This window comes from Sphingobacterium sp. LZ11T8, from assembly GCF_024261425.1.
Lineage (GTDB): Bacteria > Bacteroidota > Bacteroidia > Sphingobacteriales > Sphingobacteriaceae > Sphingobacterium.
Genome location: NZ_JANBZY010000012.1, coordinates 1 through 19,321 on the forward strand (window position 1 = coordinate 1; position 19,321 = coordinate 19,321).

The window sequence follows — 19,321 nt, forward strand, 5'->3', positions numbered from 1 at the left end:
CAGACAGCGGGCTTTCTGTTTTTAGGGGCAATTGGTAATAAGGTATGCCGGTAGGGACGCGGATCCGTTCCGTCGCCATATTGTCCATCCTGCTCCTGGAATATCCTCCCATCCCATTAATCCTGGTTCTTCCCGATGATCTTGGCCCATCCTCTCATCCATTTAATCCTGGTTCAAACCCAACCCATCCTTTCCATCCCACCCTTTTCCAAACAATATCAAGCAACAGATAGTTAAAATCGAATTAGTTCATTTGAAATATTATTCGCATTTTTATTCTAGTATAATTTTAACCAAATGTGAATTGTGAAATAGAAAAAAGCTTATTTAAGCTCTAGTGCCAGTTAACTTTATTAAAATCTTACTTAAACCAGCGTATTAATGGGATCTTGTTTTCCGGGATTGGGAACCAAACCGGTTATTCGCTATTCCAATCAATCTATATTTATCATCGAGAATGAAAAGAACATTTAATTTATTTTTTCTCCTTCCATTAATGTTGGGGTTCCCCAATTTTAATGAGAACTCAGAACTATCTCAAACTAAAAACAATTTCACTAATCAGTACGGTATCCGAATGGGACAGGATACTTTAAAAACCATGTCTGGTGCTCCATCCGATCTGATCATGACCGAATTTACCGGTCCAGATCTTACACCTTCGCCTGCCTGCCTAGCAGTTGCCCCTACTGGAGAAGTCTATGTAGGTGTGGATATGATCGGATCTCTGGGTAAGGATATGGGCAAAGGCTTTATCCGTCGATTTGTGGATTCGGATAATAACGGCAGCATGGATAAGCATACAGATTTCGCCCGCGTGGATAACCCAAGGGGAATCTTTGTCCTAGGCGATCAAGTATTTGTCCTGCACACGACATTTGATTCCAAATCAGGGATTGCAACAGGTATGGACCTTGTGGTATTTGAAGACAAGGATAAAGATGGTGTTGCAGATGGAGACCCTAAGGTATTGATCAATGGCTTAAGTAATGCCAAGTATATTCAAGAACGTGGTACGGACCATGCAACAAATGGGATTAGAATGGGAATCGATGGCTGGATCTATATCGCAGTTGGAGATTTTGGGTTCCATAATGCTACGGGTGCAGATGGCAAGAAATTGACCAATCTAGGCGGTGGTGTTTTGAGGGTCCGTCCTGATGGTACCGAAATGGAACTATATACACATGGCCTGCGCAATATTTATGATGTTGCAATCGATCCATTTATGAATATCTTCACCAGGGATAATACCAATGATGGTGGGGGCTGGGATATCCGTTTTTCCCATCAGATCCAATCTGGTGAATATGGTTATCCTTTATTGTTCCAAAACTTTACAGAAGAGATCATTCCGGCATTGGCCATGTTGGGTGGTGGTTCAGGAACAGGATCCTTATACATGGATGAGGATACTTGGCCAGAAAAATATAATAAGGTGCCAATGATGGCAGATTGGGGAAGGAACTTCCTTTATATGCATCATGTGACTCCGGATGGCCCTAGCTTCAAACAGAAAGAAGAAGAATTCATCAAGTTGCCACAGATTACGGATGTGGATGTAGATGGTTCAGGTAGATTATACCTATCTGCATGGGATGGTGCGGGCTATTCAGGTAATCCTGATAAAGGTTATATCGTTCGTGTTGTACCTCAAGGTTGGACTTACAAAGCCTTTCCAGAAATCAAGAATGCTTCTGTAGCTGAATTGAAGGAACTGTTGAAGTCTGGAAGTTCTACGATTAGGTTATATGCTTCCCAAGAATTGGTAGCAAGAGCATCTGATGAAGCTGCTACTGCAGCATTGGAGACTGCTCAAGACAAGAATTTGCCATTGAGCAGCCGAGTGGCTGGTATTTATACTTATGCACAGGTAGCTAAAGGAAAAGGCGTTACAGCTTTGCTAGACCTTGCTAAGGAAGCAACCGTTAGGGAATTTGCATACCGTGCCTTGACAGACCGTTTGTCTACAGTGGACCAAGTGCCTACAGATCCTTTTGTTGAAGGGTTGAAAGATCCATCGGTTAGGGTTCAGGCCGTTTCTGCTGTTTCATTAGGTAGATTGGGTCGACCAGAAGTGGCCAATTCATTGCTACAAGTGGCTGTACCAGCATCGTTCATTGCTCCTGCAAAAGGAAAGGAAGGTCCTCATGATGTTCCTAACTCAGCAATTATTCTCCCTCATTTGGCCGTAAAAGCATTGGTTCGCTTGAATGCCGTAAATCCTGCCGTAGGATTTTTGAGCACAGAGAGTCCTGATCTGGCATTATGGGCATTGCGCTATATGCATGATCCAAGAGCCGTAGAAGGATTGATCGCTGCATATGGAAAAACAAAGGATCAAAAATTAAAGGATAAAATCCTGGTTACCCTTGCCAGGTTGTATAAAAAAGAAGCGGATTATGATGCTTCTTGGTGGTGGGGAACCCGTCCGGATTCGCATGGTCCATATTATAAAGCCGTTGATTGGGCATCATCACCGGTTATCGAAAAATTCCTGGTTGCTGAGGGAGCAAAAAGCAGTAGTTCCAAAAAACAGTATTTTGCTGACCTAAATGAAAAATTCAGGATGGAGATTGCTGCATTTGATATTGTAGAACCTAAGGCAATTGCTGAAAAACAGCCTACAGAGAAGAAAGTTGACCTAGAGAAAATCAAGAACCAAAAAGGACAGGTAGGTAAAACTTCTATCGAAGAGGTAATGATAGCACTACGTAAAGTAAAGGGAGATCCTACGAAAGGTAAAGCTTTGTTTAACAAACAAGGTTGCCATGCTTGTCACAGTGTCAATAAAGGCGAGGCTATGAAGGGACCATTTATGGGACAGATCGGTGGTATCATGAACCGTGAGCAGATTGCCGAATCGATCTTGAGACCTAATGCATCAATTTCCCAAGGATTCTCCACTGTCTTGGTAACGACTAAGGACAAGAAGAATTTCATGGGTTTTGTGACCCAGGAGACTGCAAGCAAGCTTGTACTGAGAGATATTGCCGGGAATGTGAATACCATCAACAAAAGCAATGTGGCAAGTAGAAAAGAAATGCCGAATTCTATGATGCCGGCCGGTTTGGCAAATTCATTGACTTTGGAAGAGTTTGCATCGCTGGTATCTTTCTTAGAAAAACAGAAATAAAAGCTTAATAAATAACAAAATAAAAGCCATGTCAAAGGACATGGCTTTTATTTTTTTGAAGGGTCTTAATCTTCTTCTTCGTCATAAAATTCCATCAATGATGAAATATAGGGATCATCCCATCCATCGACGATATCATCATAGGCCTCGTCAGGAATGTTGCTTTGCCTTACTTCTAATGAAGTACCCTTTTTATGTTCATGGAGTTTCAGGGTCACGATGGAAGGTTCTTCCTGCTCTCCGAAATACCATTCCTGGACAATTTTGCTGAACGGTTCCAATTCCAGGAACTTTCCTTGAATGGCTCCATCCCACATGGAGAATTCTCCATTGGGCACTGGGTCGATTTCTACAAGGTCGCCAGTCCATAATCTGATGGTTATTTCAGTCGTCAATGCTCTGTAAAGTTCCTCAGGTGTAGCAGGTATGATATAATATTTTTTAAATTCTTTCATTCTAAATATTAAAGGAAAAAAATAATTCCTGTAAATTTACATAGATTTATTAGCATAATATGAGTAATATTCTCCCGAATTCCTTAATAAAAAGATTAGGTATAAATCCATTTTTTGACGAAGACGCCTTTAAAGCCGCACATGAAAGCGGGGAAAAACTCACCTCCATACGCTTAAATCCTAAAAAACCCACAGAATTAGACTTTGAACTTGCCGACCGGATCCCCTGGTGTGAAAATGGGTATTATCTGAATGAACGTCCAAAATTTACCTTGGACCCCTTATTTCATGCGGGCTGTTATTATGTGCAGGAAGCATCATCTATGTTTGTCAGTCATATCTTGAAGGAACTAAAACTTCGGGAAAGGGACATCAAGGCCTTAGATCTATGTGCAGCACCAGGAGGGAAATCTACCTTGGTCAATGATCAGATCAGTCCCAATAGCTTATTGGTAGCAAATGAAATCATAAAGAGTAGATCCGTCATCCTACAGGAAAACCTGATACGTTGGGGGTTCCCAAATGTTGTGGTGACCAATAACGATCCTTCAGCTTTCAGAAGGTTGCCAGGGTTCTTCGATCTAATGCTGGTGGATGCCCCTTGTTCGGGTTCAGGCATGTTTCGAAAAGATGAAGATAGTATTGATGAATGGTCAGAAGCGAATGTAAAGCTCTGCAGGGAGAGGCAACAAAGGATTTTATCTGAAGTTGTATCTTGTTTGAGCAGCAATGGCTATTTACTGTATTCTACCTGTTCTTATTCTTCTGAGGAAAATGAAGATATTTTGGATTGGCTGATCGAAGAATATAACCTTGCTAGCATAGAAGTTCCGGTTGATCCTGATTGGGGAATAGAACTGACCAAATCTGAAAAACATAAGGCCACTGGCTATCGTTTTTATCCGCATAAAACTAAGGGAGAAGGATTTTTCATTGGCATCCTGCAAGTAAAGCATATCCAGCCTACATTCTCGACCAAGAAGATGAAAATGGAGAAATCTCCAGTTCCTAAAGACTGCCTAGTTGGATGGATTGAAAATGACAAGGACTTTTCCACATTAATGCACAATGAAAATGTCCACATTTTTCCGAAAGACTTGGAAGCCAGCTTAAAGGCTTTACAACAGGTCCTTTACCTCAAAAATGCAGGAACAATGGTAGGAAAGTGGATAGGAAAGGAGCTTGTTCCATCCCATGATCTGGCATTGAGTGTTTTTAGAGATAAAAATCTGTCTTCAGTGGAGCTCTCTTTATTAGATGCTCAGGATTTCCTAAGAAAGGAACAGTTGGACATTGAATTGTTCAATGGGGTGAAAAAAGGCTGGTGCTTGATTAATTATGAGGGGGTTTCTTTAGGCTGGGTAAAGGTTTTGGGAAATCGTATCAATAATTACTACCCAAGGGAAGTTAGGATAGCAAATCTATAACTTATAGATTTTGATGGGCTAAGATCAAAGCACAAATATCCTTTGCCACTTCCTCCTTGCTTTTTAGATCAAATGAAAGTATCTCTTCTTTTTTATTGATGACCGTGATTTTATTGGTGTCGTGTGCAAAACCGGCACCCTTATCCTGCATGGAATTGAGTACTATAAAATCTAGGTTTTTTCTCTTCAGCTTGCCAATTGCATTTTCCAACTCATTGTTTGTCTCTAGTGCAAATCCAACCAGCGTCTGCTTTTCTGTCTTTTTTGCTCCAAGGCTAGCTAAGATATCCGTTGTTTTTTTAAGGGATATGCTGAAGTCTTCGGCTTTTTTCTTGATTTTCTGATCGGCAACTTCGGTAGGGGTATAGTCCGCAACGGCTGCGCTCATGACCGTGATGTCGGCTTGATCAAAGTATTTGCTGCATGCATCAAACATCTCTGCTGCAGACTGAATATTGACCCTTTTTACGCCCTCTGGCGTGCTCAAAGCTGTTGGACCACTGACTAGGGTCACTTCAGCGCCAAGGCTGCTGAGTTCCTTCGCAATGGCATAACCCATCTTTCCGCTGGAATGATTGCCAATGAAACGAACTGGATCGATAGCTTCATAGGTTGGTCCTGCTGAAACCAGGGCTTTCTTTCCAGAAAGCGGTTTATCGGATTCGAAATAGTCTTGGATAAACTGGAAGATTTCTTCCGGTTCTGCCAGTCTACCTTCACCTACCAGTCCGCTGGCCAGATCTCCTTTTCCCGGAGGGATGATCACATTTCCGTAGGATTGGAGCAGATGGATGTTGTTTTTGACAGATGGGTGTATCCACATGTCCAAATCCATTGCCGGAGCTAAGAAAACCTTGCTTTTTGCAGAAAGATAGACTGCTTGAAGAAGATTGTCGCAGATACCTTGGGCACATTTTGCCAAAGTATTTGCAGTAGCTGGAGCAATTAAAATGAGGTCTGCCGATTCGGCAATATGGACATGGTTATTCCATTCCCCTGTTTTTTGGTCGTAATATTCAACGAAAACGGGGTTATTGGAAAGGGTAGAAAGAGTAAGTGGAGTAATGAATTGAGTAGCTTCCTGGGTCATGATAACCTGAACGGAGGCTTCTGCTTTTCTCAGTAATCTTACCAATGTTGCAATCTTATAAGCGGCGATGCTGCCGCTTATACCAATTACAATATGTTTGTCTCTTAAAGACATGGTAAATAGCTTACTCTTGTTCTTTAGATGGGTTTCTGAAATATACTTTCTCGTGTAAAAACTCGTCGATAGCTACTAAAGTTGGTTTTGGCAATCTTTCGTAGTGCTTAGAGATTTCAATTTGCTCACGGTTTTCAAACACTTCCTCTAAATTATCATTGCTGCTAGCAAACTCTGACAATTTTTGGTTTAACTCCTCTTTCATATCTACAGCGATTTGATTAGCACGCTTGCTGATAACAACGATAGATTCGTAAAGGTTATCAGTAGTTTGGTCTAACTCTCTTAAATCGCGAGTTACTGTTGAATTTGGAACGGTATTTTTATTCTGATTCATATATAAATAAAAATGGATGTACTAAAGATTATTGTTGATTGTTATTCTCGGTCTCGATTGGAACACCATTTGGTGTTGCAATACCTAAGTCTTCTTCACGTTGTTTCCTCATTTTTTCGTCATTAGCCATGATCTTCAGGGCAGAGGCAATCTTTCTGTCCGCACTTCCGCGAAGGCCGTTCAACTCATTGTTGTACTTGCTCTCAGGGTAATGCTCCATAAAGCTGTCGTAATAATCAATCATCTGATTGAATCTTTCCTCTTGACGGTGAGGGTAGGAGTTATCGGCAAAAAGATATTGTGATTTTACCAATAGATATTCGATATCTTCTGCGTGCTTGGTGTCTGGATATATTTTTAATACATTTTCCAATGCGATCACAGCTGCACGGTAATCATCTGGCAATCCCATATTGAAATACAATTTGGCATTGTCAAAAGCTTTCTTCTCTAATTTGTCACGAAGGTTTTGGATCAAATCACCAGCCTCTTTTGCTCGTTCCGACTCAGGGTACAGGTTCACAAAGAGTTGAAGTTGGTCAATCGCCTTACGTGTATTGTCTTGATCTAAATTTGATCGTGGAGAATCTAAATAATAACAGTATGCAGACATAAACCGACATTCCTCAGCTCTAGGGCTGTTTGGATAATTATCTGCAAAGTTTTTAAAGTGAAATCTTGCTGAGATATAATCTTTAAGACGATAGGCAGCAAAAGCAGTGTAATAGTTTAGATCTTCAGCATCAGCTGTGCCACGGTATTTGGCCAACAGATCTTGAAATAAGGTCAAAGCTTTAGAGTACTTCTCTTTTTCGTAGTACTTTACAGCTTCTTGATACTTCATTTGTACGTTATTGCTTGCGCGTAGTTTTTCGAATTTACTCTTACAACTACCCAAGCCCAATAAAAGAAACAAGCCGACAATTAGGCTAAATACATGATTCTTTAAAAACATCCCACAAAGATACGTGAATTAATACTAATTTTCAATTATTTAATGATACGCGAAAATACTTGATTTCAATAAGGTAATTCTTGGATGAACCTGGTTTTAACAATCTTTAACTTAAAGTGCCTCATTTTGCTGAGATTGAAGGTCTTGAGGCTAATATTAGGGTTTTTTGTTAAGTCAAATGAATGTTGAATTAGCATCGGGCATGTCACAAATAATTAAAATAATAACTATATTTACGTTTAATATATTTTATCAGGATTTAAAATGACCTTATTTGAAAGAGTAGAGCAAGCATTGGATTCCATCAGACCTTATTTACAGACTGATGGGGGTAACGTTTCTATTGAAGAAATTACGCCAGACAACGTTGTGAAGCTTAAATTGTTGGGGACTTGCGCAAATTGTTCAATGAGTATCATGACTTTTAAAGCAGGTTTAGAACAAGCGATTAAAAAGGCCGTTCCGGAGATTGTTGCTGTGGAAGCAATCAATATCACGGATATGGATGATCCCAATGCGATAAACCCCAACCAATTGTAATAAAAATATTAGATGCTGTTAACACTATTTAACAGCGTCTTACGTATGATTTTCCCTAGTTTTGTTGCTACATGAAATTCCTACAGAAATATATCTTGCTTGCTGTACTATTGGCAGTTGGTTTGAGCCTCCAAGCTCAGAACAATAAAATAGTACAGGTCTCTGGGTATATTTTAGCGGAGGAGACGGATATTGCAGTTCCTTATGTGACTATTCGAAATGAAAGTTATGGGAATGAGACATATTCAGCCAACCATGAAGGTTACTTCTCCTTTGTCGGACATACCGGTGACGAGATTGTCTTTTCTTCTATTGGTTACCGCTCCGTGAGGATTACCATTCCTAATGTCGATGGTGATAAATATACCGTCAAGATCGAATTGACACCCACCGTAGAGGAATTACCGATGGTTACTGTTGGTCCTCCACTGCCATGGGCAAGTATTGAAGAGTTCAATATGGAATTCTTGGCCTTGAATATTGGTAGTGATGATGTAATGACTGCAAAAAGGAATCTATCTCCTCAAGCTTTGGCATCTCTTTCTAAGATTGTTCCTAGGAGTGCTGAAGAAATCCAAACGTTTAATAACTTTCAGCGACATATCAATATGTCGAATAAAGCCATCAACCAAAATATGGCAAACCCACTGTTGAATCCTTTTGCTTGGGGTTCATTGATCAACCAGATCAAGCGTGGAGATTTTAGTAGACAGCGACTGAAGTATTAATTGGACTCTAGCGCTCCGCGCTTATTGATGCCTCTTATGTTTAACCTGGAGGCCATATAAGAAACCAAAGTGGAAACCGCCATTACCGTAATAAAGATCAGCACCAAATCCATATAACGAATGTCTACAGGGTAGGCGTCGAACAATGAGCCTTCGCTGGTTGTGACAAATCCGAAATGATCTTGCAATAAACAGAAAACCAATCCTAAGAAAGCGCCAGTGACACTTCCGATCAATGCAATGAGGATGCCTTGGTAATAAAAGATGTTTTGGATGAGGTTATTGCTCGCCCCTAAACTATTCAATACCACCATATCCTGTTTCTTGTCGATCACCAACATGGTCAGGGAACCAATAATATTAAATATTGCAATGATTCCGATGATCGTCACGATAAAGAAAACGATCCATTTTTCTGATCGTACGGTTTTGTAAAGGGTAGGGTTCTGCTGTTCCCGGTTCTTTACCTGAAAATCCTTGCCTAATAGAGCTTGAATTTCCTTTTGTAAGCTTGTAGAATTGTCGTTTTTCCCATAGAGTTCAATTGCTGAGATGCCTTCATGCTCATTGAGTAAATCTTTTGCAAAATCTATGGGTACAATGATTAAATCTTCGAAGCCGGGTTGATAGCCGAGAATGGCATTTGGCTTTATTACGCGTGTCCTGATATCTTCCAATGGATTGATATTGTTTGGAGATGCTTTTTTGTCAGGAATATTGAGGAATATCTGATTTTCGTCTCCTTGCAGCGGAACTTGTAAGTTTGCCTGGACCGTGGTGCCAAGAATAGCGTAATTCGTGCTGTCTTCCTTGACTTCTAACCTGCCTTCCAATAACATGTCTTCATTGGCGATTTGATGTAGGCTATTGGGTTCAATGCCCTTTAATCGCCCAATAAATTGCTGTTGGTTAAATTCAGCAAGGACCTTGTCTTCTAATACCTCGCTATATGAAGTGATTTCTGGTAATGCGCGAAGATTTTTAAAGGCTTCGCTATTGGTGGAAAACACCTTGCCTGAGGATGGTTCAATCCTATATTCTGGCGAAAAAGTGCTGTACTGTGAAAGAATAAAGCGTTCCAATCCATTGTAAAAGGATAAAACTATCACCAAAGCAGCTGTGCTCACCAATACCCCGATCATACTGATCGATGAAATGATATTGATCGCATTTACTGACTTTTTTGAAAAAAGATATCGTTTCGCAAAGAATATTGGGAGCTTCATTGTTCTAGGCTCTGATAAATGGATTAGTCTTTTTTTCTTCTCCAACAGTGGTAGTCGGTCCATGACCAGGATATACTACTGTTTCTTCAGGGAGTGTGTATATTTTGGTAGCAATACTGTTCAACAATTGCTGATGGTTGCCACCTGGAAGATCTGTGCGACCGATACTGCTCTTGAACAGAACATCGCCGCCTATCAAGAAGTTATGTTCTTTACTGTATAAACAAAGATGGGCAGGTGAATGACCAGGCGCTAAGATCAGGGATAATTCTTCATCGCCTATCTTTATGTTATCATCTTCTGTTAAGAATGTCTCAGGAATGGGCGATGGCTCATATCGGATACCCATTTGAGGAGCATAGTTTTGTACCTGTATCACTAAGGGTAATTCGCCCTCATGGAACTGTGGAATTAAATCATAGGTCTCAGATACAAATTTGTTGCCCAACACATGGTCGATATGACCGTGGGTATTGATAAGATGGATTGGTTTTAGACCATTGTTTTCAATATATTCTTTCAGATGGTTTTCTTCTTGATAATTGTGCATTCCAGGATCTATAATGATGCAGTTTTTGTTTTCATCATAGATTAGATAGGTGTTTTCCTGGTATGGATTGAATACAAATGTCTTGATATGTAGCATGTCCAAAAATAGGAAATATTTCTAAGCAATTGGGTTTTTCCTATTGATTCCAGATTTCCCAGTTTTTTTCTGCTTGCAAAACCAACATTTCATAACCATTTTTAATAGCTGCCCCTCTTTCTTTTCCTTTTTTTAGGAATAAGGTTTCTTCAGGGTTGTAAATAAGGTCATATAATAAATGTTCACTGCTGATTGCATGGTATGGCAAGGCTGGACACTCCTCGGTTTTTGGGAATGTTCCTAATGGTGTGCAATTTATTAATAATGGCGTGTTTTGGATTAATTCTTCCGTTAGGTCTTCATAGGAAAGGTTATCCTCTGTCTTAGCCCGACTAACGATCTTATACTCAATGCCTAGCTTTTTTAAAGAGTATGCAACGGCCTTTGTTGCTCCTCCATTTCCAAATATTAATGCTTTGCTATGGTTGGGTTTCAATAATGGCTCCAATGACTTTTCAAATCCATATGCATCTGTATTGAATCCTTTCAATTTAACACCATCTGTTTCATGTCGGATTTGTATGCAATTCACAGCGGCGATTTCCTTAGCTTCTTCTGAAAGTTCCGTTAAATATTGCATCACATCCTGTTTATAAGGAATAGTTACATTGACTCCGTAAAATTCAGGGTTATTCAGATAAAGGCTCGGAAATTCTTCGATTGTTGAAAGAGGGTATAAATCATAATCAATATTCTTTATACCCTCGTTTCTAAATTTTTCTAAATAATATTTTTTGGAAAATGAATGGCCAAGGGGATAGCCAATTAATCCTAATTGTTTCATCTTCCTTCTGTATATTTTTTAATTATGTCTACAATAACTTGATTTCCCTGTAATTGAGGCAAGTACTCAAATAATATATAATGCTTCTCTGGGTCTACATTTAAGGCAAGTTCCAAGAAACTCAAAGCCTCTGTATATTTCCCTGCTGCAAACATATAGGCAACCATTCGGTAATAAAGTGTAGCTTCATCAGGGTTACATTTGATGGCTTCTGAAATTACTTCAATAGCCTCTTCAAGTCTTGTTTGCTCAAATAAAAGCGATGAATAGTCCAACCATGCCTCAGCATCGGTTGGGTTTAATTCAACAACTTTTGAATAAGCTTCAATAGACTGATCAAATTGTTTCAATTTATATCGGGCATCCGCAATCGCAAACCAATAATCTGGATTTTCATCGTCGATTTCTAGGGCTTTTTTGTAAAAATGAAGGGATTCAAAATATCTTTCTTCAAAATCTAAAGTTACTCCAATGCCAAACCAAGCATCACTTTGATTGCTATCAAGCTTTACAGCTTTTTTATAGTACTGTCTAGCTTCATCCATCAACTCCAACTTTTCATAGCATTCCCCAATGGCACAATAAGTATCTGCATTAGGAGTTTCATGCTCGAATGTTTGTTTATAGACTTCAATTGCTTCTGAATAGCGATCTAAGTTTACCAGGGCATTCCCTTTATTGAAATAAGCAGATGAGAAATTCTCATTGATCAAGATAGCATAGTCATAAGCGTCAATTGCAGCTCCAAAATCACCCAATTTATGGTAAGCATTTCCTAAATTATACCATGCAGCATATGAATATGGGTCTGTATCGATGTATTGGTTATAGAATTGTATACTTTCTTGCTGTTGTTCCAATACATCATAGCAAAATGCTATTTCGTAAAGTGCATCTTGATTATCTTTATTTGCTTGAAGGGATTTCTTCAGATATGATATTGCCTTTTCGTAAGAACCCTGCATCTGATATAAACCAGCAATCTGGTAATAAACCTCATCTTTAGCATCACTTAGTTTTAATGCCTTAAAAAAGTTTTCTTCGGCTAGAGCATGTTCCTGGAGGGCAGATAGGATTGTACCCTTGATTAAATAGATATCACCTTCCGAAGGTTCTAATAATTCAGCCTTGTTTAAAGCCTCCAATGCAGGCTCATACTGTAAAGTTGATGCCAATAGCTGAGCTTTTTTAATTAAGAACAAGGTTTCGAATGGGTGTTGGGCAGATGCAAATTCTATTACTTGTAAAGCCTTTATTGGATCATTGTTAGTAATGTAATAGTCAATAATGCTTTCAAAAGCTTTTGCGTCAAAAAAGTACTGGTCTTCATTTCGAAGCATTTCCTCATAACGATCCACCGAAAATTTTTGTTCTTCCGGTGTTCCAAATTCAAAATCTTCTTCCATTATTCTCCTCTTTAAATTTTATTCGTACTCTCCAATTCCTAAATGAAAATACTATTTTTTGAACATCTGAATATGTAATTGTTTTCAACATATTCACATTTTAGACTGGGCTAGTCTGCAAAAGTAAAGTTAATAAAGTAATTACAATGTAAATACTTGTGTAAAACAACAAAAAAGCCAGCTGAAACAGCTGGCTTTTATTATTTCAAATTGTTATTTCTAACAATTATTTTTTGATCTCAACACGACGGTTTTGAACACGACCTTCTTCAGTATCGTTTGAAGCAACTGGGTTAGCTTCACCGTATCCTGTAGCGTTGATGCTTGATGCAGATACTCCAGCGTTAACTAAGTATTGTTTTACTGCATTTGCACGGTCTTTTGATAAGTTCATGTTGTAAGCTTCTGTACCTTCAGCAGATGCATAACCATCTAATGAAACAGAACCATTGCTGTCTTTCAATTCTTTAGCTAATTTATCTAAAGTAGAGTAAGATTCAGTTTTCAATACTGAGCTGTCAAATTCGAATTGAATTGGAGCGAAGTATCCTGAAGTAGTTCCGTCAGTTAATTGCTGAGGCTCAGGGAATTTGATTGGACATCCTGATCCGTCAACTACTGTACCTGCAGGAGTTCCTGGACATTTGTCAAATTTATCAGATACACCGTCACCATCAGAGTCTTTGCTTAATTGATCAACAGTACCTTCTAAAGTAGATACGCGTTGTTTCAATGCTTCAACTTCGTTACGTAATGAAGGGTCTTTCAACTCATCATATAATGTAGCAACTGGGTTAGTGAATGTTAAGCTTTCTTTATCACGAGAACCTAAAGTGAACTCTAAACCACCATATACGTTAGAGAATTTTTGTTTTCCGTCGTAACGAACTGGTCCGTATAATAAGTTGTCATCAGTGAAGTTCATTGTGTAACCTAAGTTCAAGGCAACAACTTCAGATAATTTAAATTTAACACCAACACCAACTGGGATAAATCCAGTTAAACGGTTGTCACGGTCTCCAGTAGACTCACGGTCACCAAAGATTTCTTGACCCCATTTACCTTCGTTGTTGTAAACTTCAGTACCTGTGAAATCGTTGTTAGCAAATTGAACTGGGTTGTGAGCCATAACACCTAAACCAACTTTAGCGTAGAAGTTAACAGCATTTTCTCTTCTCATGAAGTCGATAGTACCTAATTGGAATACACCATTTAAGCTAGCTGCCCAGTTAACTGAAGTCTCAGCAGATCTTGCACCGTTTGCAGTTTCTGGAGCAGTTACTAAGTCATGGTTGAAAGTTTTGATACGACCACGGTTTCCTTCTAATTCTAAACCGAATAAGTGAGAGAATTGTTTACGGATAGTTAAACCATAGTATTCACCAACTTTGTTTTGGAAATATCCAACGCGTTGTCCGAAACCGTTTTGGCCACCTAAAATAGTGTTAGGAGTAGTGATACCACCTTGAACACCAATTGACCAAGTTCTGTATTGTGATCTACCACCAAATACAGTTGGGGTTTGTGCTTGAGCAGTTTCTGCGAAACCTAAAGCGGCTACTAAAGAAGCTGCAACAGCTGTTTTTTTAATTGTAGAATAGTTCATACTCTTTTTTTTAAGGTTATTAAAATTTTTAATTGTTTCTAGTTGTAAAAATCAATTTAACATAACTTAACAATAACAATGCCAAAAAATGTTAATTTGTAAAAAGCCCTTTTTTTATGTTACCTACAGGTCCTTTTGCCGCGTAAAAATACTTATTAACATTAAATAACACAAATTTTTTATCAAAACTTTATTAATTGTCAATAAATTCGAGCATAATAACAGATGCCTGTATGATATTTACTACAAAATATAATGAATTATTGCTAGGGTTAACCCACCTAACAACGCACTTACAGGTATAGTTAAAATCCAAGCCCATAATAAACTTATGGTAACTCCCCATCGAACGGCGGAAACTCTTTTTACTATTCCAACACCGATAATTGAACCAGTGATCGTGTGAGTCGTTGAAACCGGAATACCAAAGTGCTCTGTAATCCCCAAGGTGATAGCACCCGCTGTTTCTGCACTTACTCCTTCTAATGGAGTAACCTTTGTGATTTTAGTACCCATTGTTTTTACGATTTTCCATCCTCCACTCATCGTTCCTGCTGCAATTGCAAAATAACAAGCCAATGGCACCCATTCAGGCATTTCTTCAAAACTTCCAATTACCCCTTGTGCAATCAATGCTGTTGCAATAATACCCATAACCTTTTGGGCATCGTTACCACCATGAGCAAAACTCAATCCTGCTGATGAAACTAACTGAAGGATTTTGAACCATTTCTCGGCTACAGCTGGTCTTGCTTTTTTGCAGATGTTGATAATTATTAAAGTAATGATAATGGAGATGGTCATACCAACCAATGGAGCCAAGACAATAAATGATACAATCTTTAAGGTTGCACTTAAATTAATAGCTTCCATGGGATTTGCTCCTAAGAATAAAGCATATGCCATTCCTGATCCCGCAAATCCACCAATCAAAGTGTGACTTGAGCTTGAAGGAATTCCATAATACCAGGTAAAAAGGTTCCATGCAATTGCGGCTACAAGGCCAGCAAAGATAACCTCTAGGGTGATGTATTCTTCTATGACCGTTTTGGCAATGGTATTAGCGACTTTATGGTCAGTAAAAACAAAATAAGCGACGAAGTTAAATAAAGCGGCCCATAGTACTGCCATAAATGGAGTCAATACTTTGGTCGAAACGATAGTCGCAATGGAATTGGCTGCATCATGGAAACCATTGATGTAGTCAAACGCAATAGCCAGAACGATTACGACAATTAATAATGTGGTTATACCCATAATTTAATATTGTTGTGAATTCTTATTTAATAAATTAAGCGTTCTTCACAAGAATACTTTCTAATACATTGGCAACATCCTCACATTTATCAGTTGCATCTTCCATCGCTGATAAAACTTCTTTATTCTTGATCAGGTTGATTGCATCTTTTTCATACTCAAACAGCTCGGCAACTGCTTTGTCAAAAATATAGTCTGCCTTATTTTCGACGCTGTTGATGCGTACACATGAATCGGTAATATTTCTGATGTTTTTTAAATCTTTTAGCTCAAATAAAGCTTTTGCAACATGTTCAGTTGCTTCAAGAATTAAGCTTGAAATTTCTTTCATAGCCTCGCTTGGTTCTGTAACCTTATAAAGCTCCATTCTATTGGAAGCTCCATGAATAAAATCAGCAACATCATCTAATGAACTAGCTAAGGCATGGATATCCTCCCTATCAAATGGAGTGATAAAGTTCTTGCCTAATTCTAAATGGATTTGATGTGTAAGATTATCTCCTTTGTGCTCAAGATCCTCCAATAATTTGGAGTTATCTTTTCTAAGCTGAAGATCTGTAGTATGAACGCTTTCTTTTAGAAGCTTAGCCATGTCAATTAAGTTTGATCCGGCTTGTTCAAATAATGGGAAAAATTTCTTGTCCTTCGGGACAAAGTATTGAAAAATGCTATTTAAAGACATAACTCGTATTTTAAGTAGCGCAAAATTATGCACTTAATGTTAAGTTAATGTTAAGTTTTGATAAATCGCTTAAATTAAGCTTTCTCAAGGGTAAATGAAAAGGTAGTACCTATACCTTCCGTACTTCTAACATGCACATTTTGCTGATGCGCTTCTATGATATGTTTAACGATTGCAAGTCCTAATCCTGATCCTCCGATATCCCGAGATCTACTTTTATCCGTCCTGAAAAATCGCTCAAATACTCTTGGTAGATTTTTTTCTTCAATGCCTTGACCATTATCAGTAATTTCAATCAGTACCTGGTCTATTAATAAGTGAACCTTGATATTTGTTTTACCTCCCTTGGATCCATATTTAATAGAATTATCAATTAAGTTGATTAAAACTTGTTGAATTTTCTTTCTATCCGCCTTTACATTAATTGGATTATTGCCTTTAGGGTTAAAAACAAGGGTTATATTATTTTCTTTGGCTTTATATTCCAAATCATCGATGGTCTCTTTAATAAGTGCAATGAGGTCAAATTTTTCCTTTACAATTGAGATCTCGCCAGATTCCAGTTTTGCTATTTCATCCAAATCATGGATCAGATAGCTCAAGCGATCTAAATTTCGAGAGGCTTTATTCAGAAAATTAACTGCCATTTCTGGATTGTCCTCAATCATACCGTCTTGAAGGGTCTCAATATATCCCTGAATCGCAAATAATGGGGTTTTGAATTCATGGGAAATATTAGAAAGAAATTCTTTTCGAAATTTTTCTTGAGCTTTTAATTGGTTAATCTCTATGGTTTTTTGTTTGGCCCAGTCCCTTACTTCTTTTTCTGCATCTCCAATCGGATCTTCAGATTTATGGTCCCCTAAAGCGTCTTTCAGTTCTTTGCCCAACTTCAGGTTGTGGATCAATTTGTATACAGATTTTATTCTTTCGTATACAAATTTTTGAAAAACATAGTTTAATAAGCTGAATGAAAGGACAAAACTCAGGATCAGGATAAAGGTGAAAGTAGGTAAGTCCCTCTCATAATAGTAGTTCATTCCTGATAGTGTCAAGGAAAAAACAAAACTAATGACAAGGATTAGGGTGCGAAAATTCATGTTTTACCTAATTAAAGGTGATCTCTCATTGTTTGAGATTAAAAACGGGCAATAATTGATTTACCTCCCGTAACCTTATCCCCAATGTTTACATTGATTTTTGAATCCAATGGCAAAAACAAATCCACCCTTGATCCAAATTTAATAAATCCAAATTCTTCACCTTGTTTCACCTCTTGGCCTTCTTTCACATACCAAACGATCCTTCTAGCCATTGCTCCAGCTATTTGACGGAACAATACTTCTACTCCAGATTCGGTCTTTACAACTACGGTTGTTCTTTCATTATCAGTAGAGGATTTTGGATGCCATGCTACCAAGAATTTCCCAGGATGATATTTGAAAAAGGATACAATTCCAGATACAGGATTTCGATTGACGTGGACATTGATAGGAGACATAAAAATCGAAACTTGAATCCTACGGTCCTTCAAATATTCAGTTTCTTCTGTTTCTTCAATCACTACAACCTTACCATCAGCAGGACATAGTACAATCCCATCATCGATTGTTATGGTTTTGTTTGGACTCCTAAAAAATTGGACAATCGTAATCAACAGAAATGCAGAAACAATATATATGATCCATTTCACAACACTACCGGCATCATAATAATGCGCAATGGCATTTATTATAAAAATAAATAATACTACTAATGCTAAACTGGTATAGCCTTCCTTGTGAAATTTCATAAATAAATATTTGTGCAAATATAATTATTCTCTATTAATGTCCTATTGTTCATTCTTTCTAGCAATGTTCAAGCTATGGAATTGTATCTTTCCAGATTCGTCCGATGATACTTTTCCCTTTACAGTAATCTCATCCTGAATGTATTCCCCATTTACAAACGAGGGAATATATCGCTCTACGGAATTTAATACCAACTTAAATGGTCTGCTTATCTCCTCAGGAACATCATCTATGATCTCTAATTTTGATGGGTTTCCATCCTTGCTTACCTGAACTTTATATTCGAAATTATCCTCAATAGGTGCTCTCAATTCAAAAGAATGAAAAGGTTGGGTGAGATAATCAGTTAAATAGCTGTTATAACCCGCGATTTCATCGTAATTACAGCCCTTGGAAATGAATTTTTCTGCCCTAAAGAAATTTTCAACCGGTAGAACGCTGAAAATAGGAGATGAATACTCAGTTTCATTGATTATATCATACCCGGATTTGAAAACCCCTCTATAGTAGACTTCCTCAGCAACTAAATCAGCTAATTTGTCAGCCGTATAATAAATTTGCCAAATTCCGTCTGGCACACCGTCTTTTAATTTTCCTTTATGTTTTACAAATGGATAGCCATAGGGATTATAACCTTGGAAAGGAACATTGAAATCAAACCTGCCATTTCCTCCTTCTACAACCTTCCGCCCCCGGGTATCATTGAACTCCATGATTTTCACATAGTCAGGAGAAAATTCTACAACCATCATTAATGCTCCATCCGGATAATAGTAGTTCCAATTGCCTTGAGGTCTATCATTCACAAATGTGGCTTCCCATTTAATGGATCGATTGGGGTGATAGGATTTGAAATAGCCAGTTTTTTTTCCATCGACATAAGAACCTTCAAGTATCGGCCTGCCTTCTAAATCAAAATCGGTAAATGAACCGATATATTTACTGCTTGCAGGATCAAAACTCGCTACACGCTCAATGCTCTTAAATTCACAGTCTCTATCAACTAAATAATAATTGTTATCAAAATAAAAACGGACGAGGTTTTCTCCAGATTTTTCAAAAAAAATAGGGCTTCGGTCCTGAGCGAAGCTGTCCAAGAAAATTACAATAAAGAATAAAATACTACTCAGTATCTTCAT

The 19,321-nt window shown here is 38.2% G+C and carries 18 protein-coding genes; 4 read left to right on the plus strand and 14 right to left on the minus strand.

Annotation, left to right across the window (positions count from 1 at the left end; all coding sequences use genetic code 11):
• Window positions 1-457: 457 nt before the first annotated feature.
• Window positions 458-3,136, plus strand: coding sequence for a c-type cytochrome (locus NLF99_RS19305; protein WP_254530238.1), 2,679 nt, complete (start codon window positions 458-460; stop codon window positions 3,134-3,136).
• Window positions 3,137-3,201: 65 nt separating this feature from the next.
• Here the strand turns inward: NLF99_RS19305 and NLF99_RS19310 are convergent, their stop codons facing one another.
• On the minus strand, window positions 3,202-3,591 hold the full coding sequence (locus NLF99_RS19310; RefSeq protein WP_185213257.1) for an SRPBCC domain-containing protein: 390 nt from the start codon (window positions 3,589-3,591) through the stop codon (window positions 3,202-3,204).
• Between the two features lie 59 nt (window positions 3,592-3,650).
• Here NLF99_RS19310 and NLF99_RS19315 point away from each other — a divergent pair, with 59 nt between their 5' ends.
• Complete coding sequence (locus NLF99_RS19315) at window positions 3,651-5,018, plus strand: RNA methyltransferase (RefSeq protein WP_254530241.1); 1,368 nt, start codon at window positions 3,651-3,653, stop codon at window positions 5,016-5,018.
• 1 nt (window position 5,019) lies between these two features.
• Here NLF99_RS19315 and coaBC read toward each other — a convergent pair whose 3' ends face one another.
• The 3 genes from coaBC to NLF99_RS19330 are packed head-to-tail and all read right to left on the minus strand — an operon-like array spanning window position 5,020 to window position 7,514.
• Window positions 5,020-6,222 (minus strand): bifunctional phosphopantothenoylcysteine decarboxylase/phosphopantothenate--cysteine ligase CoaBC, encoded by a 1,203-nt coding sequence (gene coaBC, locus NLF99_RS19320; protein WP_254530243.1) that lies wholly within the window; start codon window positions 6,220-6,222, stop codon window positions 5,020-5,022.
• Between the two features lie 10 nt (window positions 6,223-6,232).
• On the minus strand, window positions 6,233-6,559 hold the full coding sequence (locus NLF99_RS19325) for a DNA-directed RNA polymerase subunit omega (protein ID WP_094257467.1): 327 nt from the start codon (window positions 6,557-6,559) through the stop codon (window positions 6,233-6,235).
• A 28-nt stretch (window positions 6,560-6,587) separates the two neighbouring features.
• The gene (locus NLF99_RS19330) at window positions 6,588-7,514 is read right to left on the minus strand and encodes an outer membrane protein assembly factor BamD (RefSeq protein WP_185213253.1); all 927 of its coding nucleotides are present in this window, start codon (window positions 7,512-7,514) and stop codon (window positions 6,588-6,590) included.
• 264 nt (window positions 7,515-7,778) lie between these two features.
• Here NLF99_RS19330 and NLF99_RS19335 point away from each other — a divergent pair, with 264 nt between their 5' ends.
• Both NLF99_RS19335 and NLF99_RS19340 read left to right on the plus strand, forming a co-directional pair.
• A complete protein-coding gene (locus NLF99_RS19335) occupies window positions 7,779-8,054 on the plus strand; it encodes a NifU family protein (protein ID WP_093099647.1) in 276 nt (91 codons plus the stop codon).
• Between the two features lie 71 nt (window positions 8,055-8,125).
• On the plus strand, window positions 8,126-8,782 hold the full coding sequence (locus NLF99_RS19340) for a carboxypeptidase-like regulatory domain-containing protein (protein ID WP_254530245.1): 657 nt from the start codon (window positions 8,126-8,128) through the stop codon (window positions 8,780-8,782).
• On the opposite strand, the gene NLF99_RS19345 is transcribed toward NLF99_RS19340, so the two are convergent.
• From NLF99_RS19345 to NLF99_RS19390, 10 genes are all read right to left on the minus strand, one after another.
• Window positions 8,779-10,008, minus strand: a complete 1,230-nt coding sequence (locus NLF99_RS19345) for an ABC transporter permease (protein WP_185213251.1) — start codon at window positions 10,006-10,008, stop codon at window positions 8,779-8,781. The genes NLF99_RS19340 and NLF99_RS19345 overlap by 4 nt on opposite strands.
• Before the next feature lie 4 nt (window positions 10,009-10,012).
• On the minus strand, window positions 10,013-10,654 hold the full coding sequence (locus NLF99_RS19350) for an MBL fold metallo-hydrolase (RefSeq protein ID WP_185218436.1): 642 nt from the start codon (window positions 10,652-10,654) through the stop codon (window positions 10,013-10,015).
• Between the two features lie 40 nt (window positions 10,655-10,694).
• Complete coding sequence (locus NLF99_RS19355) at window positions 10,695-11,438, minus strand: shikimate dehydrogenase (RefSeq protein WP_254530247.1); 744 nt, start codon at window positions 11,436-11,438, stop codon at window positions 10,695-10,697.
• On the minus strand, window positions 11,435-12,844 hold the full coding sequence (locus NLF99_RS19360; RefSeq protein ID WP_185218438.1) for a tetratricopeptide repeat protein: 1,410 nt from the start codon (window positions 12,842-12,844) through the stop codon (window positions 11,435-11,437). Before NLF99_RS19360 ends, NLF99_RS19355 begins: the two co-directional genes overlap by 4 nt.
• Window positions 12,845-13,070: 226 nt before the next feature.
• A complete protein-coding gene (locus NLF99_RS19365; RefSeq protein ID WP_254530249.1) occupies window positions 13,071-14,450 on the minus strand; it encodes an OmpA family protein in 1,380 nt (459 codons plus the stop codon).
• A gap of 243 nt (window positions 14,451-14,693) precedes the next feature.
• Window positions 14,694-15,707, minus strand: coding sequence for an inorganic phosphate transporter (locus tag NLF99_RS19370; RefSeq protein WP_094257458.1), 1,014 nt, complete (start codon window positions 15,705-15,707; stop codon window positions 14,694-14,696).
• 34 nt (window positions 15,708-15,741) lie between these two features.
• Window positions 15,742-16,389 carry a DUF47 domain-containing protein gene (locus tag NLF99_RS19375; RefSeq protein WP_094257457.1) on the minus strand — a complete coding sequence of 216 codons (648 nt, stop codon included), beginning with the start codon at window positions 16,387-16,389 and terminating at the stop codon, window positions 15,742-15,744.
• Between the two features lie 74 nt (window positions 16,390-16,463).
• Complete coding sequence (locus tag NLF99_RS19380) at window positions 16,464-17,279, minus strand: ATP-binding protein (protein WP_308214550.1); 816 nt, start codon at window positions 17,277-17,279, stop codon at window positions 16,464-16,466.
• 248 nt (window positions 17,280-17,527) lie between these two features.
• Complete coding sequence (locus NLF99_RS19385) at window positions 17,528-18,181, minus strand: phosphatidylserine decarboxylase family protein (protein WP_185213245.1); 654 nt, start codon at window positions 18,179-18,181, stop codon at window positions 17,528-17,530.
• 42 nt (window positions 18,182-18,223) lie between these two features.
• Complete coding sequence (locus tag NLF99_RS19390) at window positions 18,224-19,321, minus strand: toxin-antitoxin system YwqK family antitoxin (protein WP_185213244.1); 1,098 nt, start codon at window positions 19,319-19,321, stop codon at window positions 18,224-18,226.

Excerpts from the sequence above, each read along its gene's own strand:
- NLF99_RS19350 (WP_185218436.1), bottom strand. The coding sequence starts at position 10,654 with ATGCTACATATCAAGACATTTGTATTCAATCCATACCAGGAAAACACC.
- NLF99_RS19325 (WP_094257467.1), bottom strand. The coding sequence starts at position 6,559 with ATGAATCAGAATAAAAATACCGTTCCAAATTCAACAGTAACTCGCGAT.
- NLF99_RS19370 (WP_094257458.1), bottom strand. The coding sequence starts at position 15,707 with ATGGGTATAACCACATTATTAATTGTCGTAATCGTTCTGGCTATTGCG.
- NLF99_RS19365 (WP_254530249.1), bottom strand. The coding sequence starts at position 14,450 with ATGAACTATTCTACAATTAAAAAAACAGCTGTTGCAGCTTCTTTAGTA.
- coaBC (WP_254530243.1), bottom strand. The coding sequence starts at position 6,222 with ATGTCTTTAAGAGACAAACATATTGTAATTGGTATAAGCGGCAGCATC.
- NLF99_RS19390 (WP_185213244.1), bottom strand. The coding sequence starts at position 19,321 with ATGAAGATACTGAGTAGTATTTTATTCTTTATTGTAATTTTCTTGGAC.
- NLF99_RS19355 (WP_254530247.1), bottom strand. The coding sequence starts at position 11,438 with ATGAAACAATTAGGATTAATTGGCTATCCCCTTGGCCATTCATTTTCC.
- NLF99_RS19315 (WP_254530241.1), top strand. The coding sequence starts at position 3,651 with ATGAGTAATATTCTCCCGAATTCCTTAATAAAAAGATTAGGTATAAAT.
- NLF99_RS19305 (WP_254530238.1), top strand. The coding sequence starts at position 458 with ATGAAAAGAACATTTAATTTATTTTTTCTCCTTCCATTAATGTTGGGG.
- NLF99_RS19335 (WP_093099647.1), top strand. The coding sequence starts at position 7,779 with ATGACCTTATTTGAAAGAGTAGAGCAAGCATTGGATTCCATCAGACCT.
- NLF99_RS19310 (WP_185213257.1), bottom strand. The coding sequence starts at position 3,591 with ATGAAAGAATTTAAAAAATATTATATCATACCTGCTACACCTGAGGAA.
- NLF99_RS19385 (WP_185213245.1), bottom strand. The coding sequence starts at position 18,181 with ATGAAATTTCACAAGGAAGGCTATACCAGTTTAGCATTAGTAGTATTA.
- NLF99_RS19375 (WP_094257457.1), bottom strand. The coding sequence starts at position 16,389 with ATGTCTTTAAATAGCATTTTTCAATACTTTGTCCCGAAGGACAAGAAA.
- NLF99_RS19340 (WP_254530245.1), top strand. The coding sequence starts at position 8,126 with ATGAAATTCCTACAGAAATATATCTTGCTTGCTGTACTATTGGCAGTT.
- NLF99_RS19345 (WP_185213251.1), bottom strand. The coding sequence starts at position 10,008 with ATGAAGCTCCCAATATTCTTTGCGAAACGATATCTTTTTTCAAAAAAG.
- NLF99_RS19330 (WP_185213253.1), bottom strand. The coding sequence starts at position 7,514 with ATGTTTTTAAAGAATCATGTATTTAGCCTAATTGTCGGCTTGTTTCTT.
- NLF99_RS19360 (WP_185218438.1), bottom strand. The coding sequence starts at position 12,844 with ATGGAAGAAGATTTTGAATTTGGAACACCGGAAGAACAAAAATTTTCG.